General features: G+C 67.4%; 26 protein-coding genes. All 26 read left to right on the forward strand.

Translation table 11 applies throughout. The features are described from left to right. Positions 1-13 precede the first annotated feature (13 nt). The 26 genes from H283_RS0104470 to H283_RS0104600 all read left to right on the forward strand — a co-directional run bounded on the left by H283_RS0104470 (position 14) and on the right by H283_RS0104600 (position 9638). Entirely contained in the window at positions 14-325 is a 312-nt protein-coding gene (locus H283_RS0104470) for a hypothetical protein (RefSeq protein WP_020142322.1), read from the forward strand. Further along, complete coding sequence (locus H283_RS0104475; RefSeq protein WP_020142323.1) at positions 322-702, forward strand: hypothetical protein; 381 nt, start codon at positions 322-324, stop codon at positions 700-702. Before H283_RS0104470 ends, H283_RS0104475 begins: the two co-directional genes overlap by 4 nt. After that, positions 702-1292, forward strand: coding sequence for a hypothetical protein (locus H283_RS0104480; RefSeq protein WP_020142324.1), 591 nt, complete (start codon positions 702-704; stop codon positions 1290-1292). Before H283_RS0104475 ends, H283_RS0104480 begins: the two co-directional genes overlap by 1 nt. 1 nt (position 1293) lies before the next feature. Next, positions 1294-1476: a hypothetical protein gene (locus H283_RS0104485; RefSeq protein WP_020142325.1), complete on the forward strand. Its 183-nt coding sequence runs from the start codon at positions 1294-1296 to the stop codon at positions 1474-1476. After that, on the forward strand, positions 1473-1625 hold the full coding sequence (locus tag H283_RS27555; protein WP_020142326.1) for a hypothetical protein: 153 nt from the start codon (positions 1473-1475) through the stop codon (positions 1623-1625). The genes H283_RS0104485 and H283_RS27555 overlap by 4 nt, the downstream gene beginning before the upstream one ends. Positions 1626-1885: 260 nt before the next feature. Then, entirely contained in the window at positions 1886-2128 is a 243-nt protein-coding gene (locus tag H283_RS0104500) for a hypothetical protein (RefSeq protein ID WP_020142328.1), read from the forward strand. Beyond that, the gene (locus H283_RS0104505; protein WP_020142329.1) at positions 2125-2739 is read left to right on the forward strand and encodes a hypothetical protein; all 615 of its coding nucleotides are present in this window, start codon (positions 2125-2127) and stop codon (positions 2737-2739) included. The genes H283_RS0104500 and H283_RS0104505 overlap by 4 nt, the downstream gene beginning before the upstream one ends. 16 nt (positions 2740-2755) lie before the next feature. Then, positions 2756-2971, forward strand: a complete 216-nt coding sequence (locus H283_RS0104510; RefSeq protein WP_156022964.1) for a hypothetical protein — start codon at positions 2756-2758, stop codon at positions 2969-2971. Positions 2972-3010: 39 nt separating this feature from the next. Then, complete coding sequence (locus tag H283_RS0104515; RefSeq protein WP_020142331.1) at positions 3011-3682, forward strand: hypothetical protein; 672 nt, start codon at positions 3011-3013, stop codon at positions 3680-3682. Then, on the forward strand, positions 3675-4025 hold the full coding sequence (locus H283_RS0104520) for a hypothetical protein (RefSeq protein WP_020142332.1): 351 nt from the start codon (positions 3675-3677) through the stop codon (positions 4023-4025). Before H283_RS0104515 ends, H283_RS0104520 begins: the two co-directional genes overlap by 8 nt. Next, entirely contained in the window at positions 4018-4314 is a 297-nt protein-coding gene (locus tag H283_RS0104525) for a hypothetical protein (protein WP_020142333.1), read from the forward strand. The genes H283_RS0104520 and H283_RS0104525 overlap by 8 nt, the downstream gene beginning before the upstream one ends. Continuing rightward, on the forward strand, positions 4311-4811 hold the full coding sequence (locus H283_RS0104530; RefSeq protein WP_020142334.1) for a hypothetical protein: 501 nt from the start codon (positions 4311-4313) through the stop codon (positions 4809-4811). The genes H283_RS0104525 and H283_RS0104530 overlap by 4 nt, the downstream gene beginning before the upstream one ends. Before the next feature lie 73 nt (positions 4812-4884). Beyond that, positions 4885-5253 carry a hypothetical protein gene (locus tag H283_RS0104535; RefSeq protein ID WP_020142335.1) on the forward strand — a complete coding sequence of 123 codons (369 nt, stop codon included), beginning with the start codon at positions 4885-4887 and terminating at the stop codon, positions 5251-5253. Beyond that, positions 5253-5402, forward strand: a complete 150-nt coding sequence (locus tag H283_RS27560; RefSeq protein ID WP_020142336.1) for a hypothetical protein — start codon at positions 5253-5255, stop codon at positions 5400-5402. Before H283_RS0104535 ends, H283_RS27560 begins: the two co-directional genes overlap by 1 nt. Beyond that, entirely contained in the window at positions 5399-5650 is a 252-nt protein-coding gene (locus H283_RS0104545) for a hypothetical protein (protein WP_020142337.1), read from the forward strand. The genes H283_RS27560 and H283_RS0104545 overlap by 4 nt, the downstream gene beginning before the upstream one ends. After that, complete coding sequence (locus tag H283_RS0104550) at positions 5647-5901, forward strand: hypothetical protein (protein WP_020142338.1); 255 nt, start codon at positions 5647-5649, stop codon at positions 5899-5901. Before H283_RS0104545 ends, H283_RS0104550 begins: the two co-directional genes overlap by 4 nt. Continuing rightward, on the forward strand, positions 5898-6161 hold the full coding sequence (locus H283_RS0104555; RefSeq protein WP_020142339.1) for a hypothetical protein: 264 nt from the start codon (positions 5898-5900) through the stop codon (positions 6159-6161). Before H283_RS0104550 ends, H283_RS0104555 begins: the two co-directional genes overlap by 4 nt. Positions 6162-6467: 306 nt before the next feature. Further along, positions 6468-6848, forward strand: coding sequence for a hypothetical protein (locus tag H283_RS26495; RefSeq protein ID WP_020142340.1), 381 nt, complete (start codon positions 6468-6470; stop codon positions 6846-6848). After that, positions 6845-7495 (forward strand): hypothetical protein, encoded by a 651-nt coding sequence (locus H283_RS0104565; protein ID WP_020142341.1) that lies wholly within the window; start codon positions 6845-6847, stop codon positions 7493-7495. The genes H283_RS26495 and H283_RS0104565 overlap by 4 nt, the downstream gene beginning before the upstream one ends. Further along, entirely contained in the window at positions 7440-7688 is a 249-nt protein-coding gene (locus tag H283_RS0104570; RefSeq protein WP_020142342.1) for a hypothetical protein, read from the forward strand. The genes H283_RS0104565 and H283_RS0104570 overlap by 56 nt, the downstream gene beginning before the upstream one ends. A gap of 1 nt (position 7689) precedes the next feature. Further along, the gene (locus H283_RS27565; protein WP_156022965.1) at positions 7690-7869 is read left to right on the forward strand and encodes a hypothetical protein; all 180 of its coding nucleotides are present in this window, start codon (positions 7690-7692) and stop codon (positions 7867-7869) included. Next, on the forward strand, positions 7866-8075 hold the full coding sequence (locus H283_RS0104580; protein WP_020142344.1) for a hypothetical protein: 210 nt from the start codon (positions 7866-7868) through the stop codon (positions 8073-8075). Before H283_RS27565 ends, H283_RS0104580 begins: the two co-directional genes overlap by 4 nt. Then, entirely contained in the window at positions 8075-8329 is a 255-nt protein-coding gene (locus tag H283_RS0104585) for a hypothetical protein (RefSeq protein WP_156022966.1), read from the forward strand. The genes H283_RS0104580 and H283_RS0104585 overlap by 1 nt, the downstream gene beginning before the upstream one ends. A gap of 48 nt (positions 8330-8377) precedes the next feature. Beyond that, positions 8378-9058: a hypothetical protein gene (locus H283_RS0104590; protein WP_156022967.1), complete on the forward strand. Its 681-nt coding sequence runs from the start codon at positions 8378-8380 to the stop codon at positions 9056-9058. Further along, positions 9055-9345, forward strand: coding sequence for a hypothetical protein (locus H283_RS24020; protein ID WP_051103521.1), 291 nt, complete (start codon positions 9055-9057; stop codon positions 9343-9345). The genes H283_RS0104590 and H283_RS24020 overlap by 4 nt, the downstream gene beginning before the upstream one ends. Then, positions 9342-9638 (forward strand): hypothetical protein, encoded by a 297-nt coding sequence (locus H283_RS0104600; RefSeq protein ID WP_020142346.1) that lies wholly within the window; start codon positions 9342-9344, stop codon positions 9636-9638. The genes H283_RS24020 and H283_RS0104600 overlap by 4 nt, the downstream gene beginning before the upstream one ends.

Below are 9638 nucleotides of genomic sequence, written 5' to 3' on the forward strand. Positions count from 1 at the left end.
TCACCATAGGAATATGAGCGATTTTGAGCCGGGCGTGGCGCAGCCCACGACGACAGACCGGGCGGATGCCTACAAGGAACTGATCCTGCGGCACTTCGGGCCCAAGCACGGCACGTGGCGCATCAGCATGGGGACGCTGCTCCCGGAACTGCTGAAGGCGGTGGACGTCGAGCGGGCTGAGGCGCTGGAGGATTTCGCGGCTGGCGAGAACACCGGCGACTACGGCTACGGCGATCAGGGCAGCGGCTGGTACGAGCGCTCGGCCGAGTCGGTGCTCGACGCGGCACGCAGCATGGCCGACACGATCCGGGAGGGGAAGAAGTGAGCGACGACAGGATGAGCGCGGAGATCCAAGAGGCCATCGAGCAGGAGCGGGAGGCTGAGGCGCTGGAGACGGCGCTGCTCGGCAAGACGACCCCGCCGGAGAAGCACGTGCACCCCGACCCGCTGACGGCGCTGCGGGACCGGTTCCTCGAACTGAGTGACGAGGTCGAGGGGGTGTTCGACCGGACGTTCGCGCTGCTGCACGAGGCCAAGCCGAAGTACGAGTACGCCCACCTGTACATCCTGAGTCGGGAGGTGCTCGACGACGAGCGCTACGAGACGCCGGAGCAGGCCACGCGCGCGTTGTCGGCATGGACGAAGCCCCACCACTACAGGGTCGTGCGCCGACCGAAGCCGCAGGAATGGGAGGAGATCTGATGGGCATCGGAGACAAGCAGCGCATGGAGGACGAGCGTTACCTGAAGTACTCCGAGGCGATCCACAAGGACGACAGGGTCCGGAGCGCCGTCGACCGGGTGCTGGCGCTGGTGGATGCTGAGACCGAGCCGCTGCAGGAGCAGATCGAGGCCGACGGCATGCGGATCGCGAGCCTGATGGGGCAGTCGCAGGCGCTGCGTGACCTGCGGGAGGGCGTCGCGGCGCTGTCGAGCCGGTTCGAGCGCGAGGGCATCACATGCGAGTGCGGGCACTTCGTGGGCAGCGACCACAACGGGCTCGGCTGCTACGCGAGGCTGTCGTACCAGCCGGTGCTCGTGACGTGCCCCTGCAAACTGACCGACGACCAAGACGAGTCCGAGATCGTCGCGAAGGCCATCCGGGCCCTCCTCGACGAGACCCCCGAGCCGGAGTACGACTACACCTTCGTGAGCACCGACGGCTACGTGTCTGGCATGCGCTACGACACGGTCGAGGCGGCTCAGAAGGCGCTGGACGACCTGAAGCGCCCGCACGACTGGCAGATCGCGCGCCGCCGCAAGGCCGGACCGTGGGAGGTCGTCGGTGCCTAACGTGCGACACACGCCCAAGCGGCGTCGCGCAGCGTGCCCGGGCTGCGGCCGGGACGTCGCCTACACGACCCCGTACTTCCGGGACACCGAGAGCGTGGCCGCGAGGGTCTACGGGGACAAGAAGATCTTCGTGCGCCACAACACCCCGGATGGTCAGCCGTGCTCGGGGAAGGAGACCAAGTGAGCGCGTTCATCGACACCAAGCGCCTCATCGTGGACTGGCACCGCCGCCCGCGTCCGGACGGTCGCCGATTCAGGGTTCGCCGCAACCGCCGAGCCGGGTCGGTCTATGTGCAGGTGCTCCGGCTGGAGATCGTGGTGTGGTACCGATGAGCGGCGTACGCATGCGCGCGGACCACTGCAAGTGCGAGCACTGCGAGGGCAGCGGGTACATCGACGTCGTGGAGGTCCGCAAGGTCGACCAAGGCTACGGCCACAAGTCGAAGCACGCCTTCAAGGAGTCGTACCCGTGCGGTCATTGCGACGGGCTTGGGTACACGTTCTGCTACCACACGGATACCACCTGACAAGCAGTACAATCGCTCCGGTTGCTCACGGGACACTAGGGAGAGCATTCAGCCCTAGGAGTCACCGTGAGCAACCGCCGATCACACAGCCGCTACACCGCGCCCACCGGGCTGCCACAGGTCAGTCGAGAGGACTCCGGGCAGACGTACTCGGGGCAGGACCACACCGGCGCGGCGTTCAAGCCGCTGCTGCCGGACGCGTGGCGGAACCAGTTGCGCGGCCCCAGTCAGTCGGTCGCCGTGTCGGGCAAGGATCGCGGCCCGGTCGGCCGGGTGCTGTCGCGGCTGCAGTTCGGGGGTGCCGCATGAGCAACCTGAGCCCCCAGCAGTTTCGGTACGAGCCCGAGGCGACGAAGATCGACCTCGGAACGCACCACCTGAACGCGTCGTTCGACCGTCAGGAGCGCACCAAGTCTGAGCGCGCGCACCGGGTCGGCGTGGAGCCCGCTCCGGACGGCTACTACCACCAGCCGCCGAGCGGCCTCCGCCAGCAGGCGCTCCCGGGCATGGAGATGTCGGTGCAGGACCACCTCGACGCCCTGAGCAAGGCCTCCGGCCACGAGGCGCGGATCGACAGCGGCAAGGTCAGCCACCGCCTGTCGCTGTACGACGTCTCCGAAGGGGCCCGCTACGGCGGCACGGAGAAGGCGCACCTCTCCTACAGCAACGAGCGCCCCGAGGAGGGCGTCCGCGACAACAACGACACCATCGGCGTCGGCCACGTGAACGCCTACCACGCGGGCGAGATCCGGATGGTCAAGTCCCACGTGCCCAACGGCGCAGGCATGATGCTGGAGACGGCAGAGCGCCTCGCGTCCGAGCACGGCATGGCCTACCCGAAGCACTCGTGGGACCGTTCCGTGCAGGGCGTCCAGTGGTCGCAGGGGCAGATGCGCAAACGCGGCGAAAAGGTCTGGTAGCACGTACACTCCCTCCATGGACACAGGGGTGCGTGCAGTGGCGGGCGTGTTGACGGTGATCGGTCTGGCAGCGGGCATGGTGTCCTGCAACGCCGACCGGCCGGAGGCCCCGAAGCCGGGCTACCAAGAGCGCTGCGAGTCGTGGGGCGGGACCTACGTGCAGGCACCCATGAACGGGGGAGCCGGGCGGTGCCTGAACCCCGACGGGCAGGAGATGGGTTTCGCGCTGTAGTCGCTGGACGGCAACCGGATCGACTGGTACGGTTGTCACATGCAACGACCGACTGAAGACCCGACCACCGACGCTGACGGCTGGGAGCACCACCCGGCCTTCGGCTCGATCACCGCCCACCGGATCAGCACGACCCCGGGCGCGGTGCTCTTCGACTCCGAGATCCGCCACACGTACTTCGTGCGGGTGACCATCTCCCCGATGCAGCGCAAGCGCGACCTCAACCGCGACTGGCTTCACACCGGCAACCGGCCGCTGATGGAGGTCGACATGTCCGAGGCCCAGTGGGCGTCGTTCGTGTCCTCGATGAACACCTCCGGGGTGCCGTGCACGATCCGCACCAAGGAGAACGACCACAACATCCCCAACCTGCCGTTCGACGCCCGGCTGGCCCTGAGCGCCAAGGAGACGCAGGACGCTGCTCAGCACGCGTTCGAGGGCATCAAGGAGGCGATGGACGCGCTGGAGGCCCTCCCGAGCAACGCCGGTGTCAAGGCCCGCCGCGAGGCCATGCGTCGACTGCACTTCGCCATCGAGAACGCCCCGAAGAACGTCGAGTTCGCCGCGAAGTCCCTGACCGAGCACACCGAGAACGTCGTCCAGAAGGCCCGGGCCGACATCGAGGCCATGGTCGTGTCCCGCGCGCAGGCGCTGGGCGTCGAGCCCTCGCAGATCGTCCGGGAGATCACGGCCGGAGGCGAGGATGCCTGACTACACCGACACCGAACTGAAGGTCGCGCGGCTCTACGCCGAGGAGCGCTGGATGAACCTCGACGCATCGTTCAGTGTCCGCTACGGCGCGGGAGTGCACCACGCGCGCCAGTACGGGAAGCAGGACATCCTCGACAACATCAGGAAGGCGCGAGAGGCCCTGAAGCCCGAGCCCAAGACGCTCCTGTTCCACCCGCGTCACGCCGAGCAGTTCGCCCTCTACGGCTCGCTCCTGAGGGAGTTGGGCTACACGGTGTCGACGAGCCCCGCCTGCCCCGAGGACACCGCCTACACCTTCCCCACCCGACTGACCGAACTGCCGAAGGAGGAGACCGATGCCTGAGAGCCACCCCAACAGCCCGCTCGGGCCGGGGGAGAAGTCGCTGCTCGCCGACCTCTACGCCGCAGACCAGCGTGTGCAGACACTCCGAGCCCAGATCCTCGCGACCCGGGACCTCGTCGAGGCGCAGCACCCCGTGCTGACCAACGTCACGAAGGGCTGCTGCGCGCCGCCCAAACTGTGCAACGGCCACGCCGACGAGTGCGGGGGGTCCCACGACTTTCTGAACCGTCCGCCGTGGCCCTGCCGGGACCTCCGCGCGCTGCGCGAGGCGCTGAAGGAGATCCCGTGAAGCCCCTGCTGTTCCTCGACGTGGACGGCGTGCTCAACATCCTCCCGGGGGTGCTGAAGGCCAAGAAGGCCCCGCCCACGGGCTTCCACGAGGCGCGCGTCGACCTGCGCAACGGGGACCTGCGCACCGTGCTCATCAACGAGGAAATCGGCGAAGGGCTCCGGTCGCTCAGCGACGACGTCGAGATCCGCTGGGTGTCGCACTGGAACAGCCGGGCCAACCTCCTCGGCAAGATGCTCGGCCTGCCCCGGTGCACCTTCGTGGCCATCAGTCCGTGGATGGGTGGGTCCAAGGCACCAACGATCTTCTACGAGATCGGAACGCGGAGCCCCAAGCGCCCGGCCATCTGGGTCGACGACGAGTGCACCTCCGACGACGTCTTCCAGATGCAGATCCGGATCTCCAGCCCGTTCTCGGCGCTCCGGACCGATCCGGCCGTCGGTCTGCGGCTGCAGGACATCGAACTCATCCGTTCCGAGTTCGCGCTTTTGGGCTAATTTTGCCCCCGCGCGTGAAGTACAACAACCCAACCACTTGACAACGCCGACACGAGGAAGCGACAATTTCTGCATGACCGACCCGACCATCCTCCCGCGACCGATCCAGCAGGCTGATCTCGCGCGCACCGACCACGTCCACGACGACATGGGCGTGTGCATCAAGAACCGCTACGCCGAGCGCTGCGCGCCCTTCTACTGCGAGAAGTGCCACCACCCGAGCGGCTACCACGACCCTGAGCGTGGCTGCACGATGCCGATCAACCACCGGGGGCTGCCCGCCAACGCCGGGGATCCCTCGCGCCCGTGCGCGTGCGGTCGGCCGCGCGACCTGCTCGTCGAGGACATCATCAACTTCGCCGAGGAGCGTCTCGGGATCGACCTGCTCCCGTGGCAGAAGACCCTCATGCGGGCCGTGCTCGGCGAGATGGAGGAGATCTGATGTTCCCCCGGATCAAGCGCCAGCACCGGCGCTACTGCCCCCGCTACCGCAGCATCTTCCGACGCTGCATCTGCAACAAGACCCCCGCTCGCCCCTTCGAGATCCACCCGAACTGGCACGAGCGGCTACCCATCGAGGAGGACCGGTGAAGCGCATGCTCGCCATCGACTTCGGCATCCCCAAGCCCGCCCCCGCGCGGGAGGAGGAGTTCGACGTGACCCTGTTCTACGACGGCTTCCACCTGAAGCGCCGGGTCACCGCCAAGACCCACTTCGACGCGCTCGACGTCGCCCACGCGGCCGAGAGGGCTGGCGACCCCGCCGTCCCCCGGCTCTACCGTGCGGGCAACGCCTCGCGCGTTCATGGCAAGGCCGCGCGGCAGGAGGCCTTCGCGTGAAGATCCACGCCACCTTCATCAGCCGCAAGGACGCACCGAAGGTCCCGGAACTCGTGGTCGCGTGGGACGAGTACGCCATCGACGAGGCCCCCGACGCCTACGCCAAGGACGTGGAGACCTCGATCCGGGTCTGCGGCGACGACGTGCACGCCCACGCGACCGTGGTGATCGTCATCCCCGAGTCGCAGGTCGTCGAGATCCTCAACCGGCGCGTCGTCCTCTACTCAGGCGACATCAAGGAGGCCTCGTGAGCCGGGACATCGTACGCGCGCTCACCGTCGACCGGGGACACCTCTACATGCACAGCCCCTACTTCAAGACGGCCATCGACACGCTGGCCACCATGCTGCCGCTGTGGGTCGAGGGGATCGCCGCCCAAGCGACCGAGCAGGACCGCCAGTACCACCGGGCGATGGAGTCCATCCGTCTCGACATGCAGCCACGCGTCTTCGTCGACCTGACCAAGGACGCACGCCGCGACATGGGCTTCCCGGGCGTACGGGACCTGTAGTGGCCCGGGTCATCCGTAGCAGCGCCTCGGCAAGGGAGACACCCCCGTGCACGGTCTGTGGGATGCCCTCCACCTCGCGCTGGAAGGCGCGTGCAGCCTCAGACATTCATCTGTGCGACGAGCATCTGGAGCGCCACAGAGACGCCTTGAAGAAGGCGGAGTACAGCCGGGTCGAGCCAGACTGACCCGTCGGCGGGAGCCGTGGTTCCGGAGGGGGAGCCACGGCTCCTTCATTTTGGCCAGATGAAGCAATCGGATCAACTGAACGAGTTGACAGAACCGGATCGAGACCCCATCATTGATGACATGACCACAGCACTTCAGGTCGCCGAGAAGGCGATTCAACTCGCAGACCAGAACCCGCACTTCGTCTACAAGTCCCCGCTCACCGGACCCGTCAAGGACTGCCTCTACGTCCACGAGGGCAAGGGCTCCTGCATCTTCGGTCAGGCGCTGCTGGCCCTCGGGGTCGCCGACGCCGAGTACCTCGACAAGAACAAGGACCTCCGCATCGGCACACTCCTCCGGCGCATGGCGGACGCTCGACTCATCGCGCCCATCCCCACCATCGACGATCAGGTGCTGCTCACTCGGATGGGGAGCGCTCAGCGCGCACAGGACGACGGGATGGAGTGGGGCGACGCGGTCGCGACCCTCCGCGAGCACGTGGGGAAGCAGGCGGCGTGAAGGCCCTCCTCTTCGCGATGCACCACGCGCAGGCCATGCACTTCATGCGTGAGATCTCGCCGGAGCAGCGACGCGAGTTCATCGTCCTGACCGGCGACGCGTCCCTTCACCGCGCGCAGGGCTTCCGGGTAAACCGAGCGCTCTTCCTCGACGACTGGTTCCGAGGTTGGAAGCCACAGGTGGCGCAGGACATCCACGCGATGCTCTACGTCATGGGCGTCACCGACGTTTGGGAGCGCCTCGACACCCTCCGCCAGAATCGCGCCCGCGAGGCGTTCGACCTCGGATTGACGGGCGAGAGCGAGTGGGTCTGCTTCCACATCCCGAGCATCGACCCGCCCGTGGAGCGGTACTGGTCGACGGCGAGATCCCGCAAGTTCCACGGCATGCTGCAGGCCGATAAGGGTCGCGCAGCGCTCAACGCCCTGCCCGGGCTGGACGACAAGAAGGGCAGCAAGAACCCCGTCGGCGGAATCGTCTTCAAGGAGATCCTCGACATCGACAGCCCGGACAGCACCTTCGCGTTCTACGCCGACTGGTACATCCGCCGCAACATCCGCACCCCCGAGCCCTACCTGAAGGAGATCAAGCGTGACAACATCAGCGCAGCCCTCGACTGGTTCCGACCGGCCCCTTCATCCCTCTGAGGTCCCCGCGCTCGTCGAGCGTCTGGAGGCCAAGATCGCGGCCGAGCCGCGCTCGGAGCGCAACCTCGCCCTCGACGAGGCGGTCTTCGTCCTCGACGACATGCGCCTGAAGTGGGACGGCGCGACGTGGGCGGGCATCCGCGCCCTCTTCGACGAGGCCATCAACCGCATCAACGCCCTCCGGGAGGCCTGAGATGGCTCAGACCATGGACGGTATCCGCGCCAGCGTTCATAGCGCCGCCAAGGTGGGCTGGAACGGGGCCATCAACCGGGTCGTCGAGCGCCTCCGGGCCGAGGCAGCAGCCCGTTCCGACGAGAAGGAGCGCGCGGCCTTCGTGACCGCCTCCGTGCTGGTCGAGGGGATGGCGAAGTGAGGGTCGCAGGCCTCATCCCGACCGTCGCAGAGACCGAGCGGGTGACCATCACGGCCCCCGACGGCCTCCAGTACGCCGTCGAGGTGGTTCAGGAGCGCAAGGGGTACTACCTGAGGGTCTCCACCCTCGACGGAACGCCTCTGTCGTCGCACCATCCGGCCTCCTACCCCTTCCAGAGTGTGCTTCTGGTCGGTCCGAGGTCCTGATGACGAACGAAAACGCGATTTCGTTCGATGTGGACGCCGAAACGGCCTCCCTCTGGCTCACTGAGCACGCCATCAGCGCCGGATTCCGCCCCTACGTGGGCTTCCAGCACTCCGTGACCGTCCAGATCGGCGAGAACGAGCGTGCGTGGAACCCCGACGGCCCCTACTTCAAGGGCCCGGACACCATCACGTACATCAAGAACACCACGACGGGCGTCGTCAGAGCCCGAGTCGCGGCCGAACTCTTCGAGTGAGTGTCAACCGGCACGCTCGAACCGCATGACCAGAACCGAAAGGCAACCATGACCGCTGCAATGCTCGAACCGCCCGCCCAGCACCCGGAACTGCCGGTCCTGCTGGAGGAGCCGGAGTACGACCTCTCCCACCTCGCCCCCAACATCACCCGACCGCTCGCGCTGGCCGTCGACATCGACGACGTCATTCATCCGTGGTACGCCCTCGCGCACAAGGCCTGCGTGGCGGCGAACCTCGGCAAGGCACGGAGCGTCATGCCCACCTCGTGGACCATGCACGAGGCCTACGAGGTCCCCCTCGACGAGTGGGTCAAGGTCATCAACGAGGCCACCCTCGGCGGCGACCTCTACACCGCCCCGCCGCTGCCGAACGTCGGCTACTGGCTCGACCTCCTGCGCGAGGTCGGTCACGAGGTCCACTTCGTCACGGCGCGCGGCCTTCATCAGGGCGAGGGCGTCATCGGCGACCTGCGCGACATCATCCGCAAGAAGACCGTCGACTACGTCTTCGAGAACGACCTCGCGCACGACTCGCTGACGTTCCTGAAGGACAAGCGCCGCTTCCTCGCCGACATCTACGTGGACGACGGCGTGCACAACATCAAGGCCCTCTCGGAGGCTGGCCGGGTCGCGTACCTCGTGGACGCTCCGCACAACCAGCGCTTCGACTACGCCCCTCGCGTGCCGTCCTTCGCGGCCTTCGCCAAGATGATCGTCGAGGCAACGTGACGGCCGTCGCCCGGGCTACCGACCCGGAGACCAGCCACGAGGCAGCCGCGTCCGTCGGCGACGTGCGTGAGTCCCAGCGGTTCGTCCACAGCCTGCTGAAGGCCTCCGGCGGCGCGACCGACGAAGCGCTCGTCAACACCACCCAGAACCTCGGGTTCCCGATCAGCCCGTCGGGGCTGCGCACCCGTCGCTCAGAACTCGTGCGGCTCGGGCTCGTGGAGGACTCGGGGGAGCGAGAGCGCCTCGCCAGCGGACGCCGAGCCATCGTCTGGCGGGTGCGCCGATGAGCGCCCACGCCATCCTGCGTCGCGACCTGATGGGGCTCAACCTCATCGTCAGCCCGGCACCGGGTCAGGTCATCCACTGGAACGCCCTCGGATACACGCTGGCAGAGGGGACTCGCCCGGGGCCGGAAGCGGACCTGCGGCTGTCCGAGGAGACCGCACGGGCCATCTACGAGGCCCTCGCCGAGCACTTCGGTCTGGCGGGCTCCACGGCCCTCCTGAAGGCCCACACGGAGGCCCTGCAGATCGAGCGGCAGCGCGTCGACAAGTTCATCAACCACCACCTCGACACCTGA

Origin of the sequence: Terracoccus sp. 273MFTsu3.1, from assembly GCF_000383675.1 — a bacterium.
Lineage (GTDB): Bacteria > Actinomycetota > Actinomycetes > Actinomycetales > Dermatophilaceae > Terrabacter.

What these genes read in the sequence shown, in the direction of transcription:
- H283_RS0104470 (WP_020142322.1), top strand. Translation starts at nt 14, where the DNA reads ATGAGCGATTTTGAGCCGGGCGTGGCGCAGCCCACGACGACAGACCGG.
- H283_RS0104480 (WP_020142324.1), top strand. Translation starts at nt 702, where the DNA reads ATGGGCATCGGAGACAAGCAGCGCATGGAGGACGAGCGTTACCTGAAG.
- H283_RS0104505 (WP_020142329.1), top strand. Translation starts at nt 2,125, where the DNA reads ATGAGCAACCTGAGCCCCCAGCAGTTTCGGTACGAGCCCGAGGCGACG.
- H283_RS0104510 (WP_156022964.1), top strand. Translation starts at nt 2,756, where the DNA reads ATGGACACAGGGGTGCGTGCAGTGGCGGGCGTGTTGACGGTGATCGGT.
- H283_RS0104515 (WP_020142331.1), top strand. Translation starts at nt 3,011, where the DNA reads ATGCAACGACCGACTGAAGACCCGACCACCGACGCTGACGGCTGGGAG.
- H283_RS0104520 (WP_020142332.1), top strand. Translation starts at nt 3,675, where the DNA reads ATGCCTGACTACACCGACACCGAACTGAAGGTCGCGCGGCTCTACGCC.
- H283_RS0104525 (WP_020142333.1), top strand. Translation starts at nt 4,018, where the DNA reads ATGCCTGAGAGCCACCCCAACAGCCCGCTCGGGCCGGGGGAGAAGTCG.
- H283_RS0104535 (WP_020142335.1), top strand. Translation starts at nt 4,885, where the DNA reads ATGACCGACCCGACCATCCTCCCGCGACCGATCCAGCAGGCTGATCTC.
- H283_RS27560 (WP_020142336.1), top strand. Translation starts at nt 5,253, where the DNA reads ATGTTCCCCCGGATCAAGCGCCAGCACCGGCGCTACTGCCCCCGCTAC.
- H283_RS26495 (WP_020142340.1), top strand. Translation starts at nt 6,468, where the DNA reads ATGACCACAGCACTTCAGGTCGCCGAGAAGGCGATTCAACTCGCAGAC.
- H283_RS27565 (WP_156022965.1), top strand. Translation starts at nt 7,690, where the DNA reads ATGGCTCAGACCATGGACGGTATCCGCGCCAGCGTTCATAGCGCCGCC.
- H283_RS0104585 (WP_156022966.1), top strand. Translation starts at nt 8,075, where the DNA reads ATGACGAACGAAAACGCGATTTCGTTCGATGTGGACGCCGAAACGGCC.
- H283_RS0104590 (WP_156022967.1), top strand. Translation starts at nt 8,378, where the DNA reads ATGACCGCTGCAATGCTCGAACCGCCCGCCCAGCACCCGGAACTGCCG.
- H283_RS0104600 (WP_020142346.1), top strand. Translation starts at nt 9,342, where the DNA reads ATGAGCGCCCACGCCATCCTGCGTCGCGACCTGATGGGGCTCAACCTC.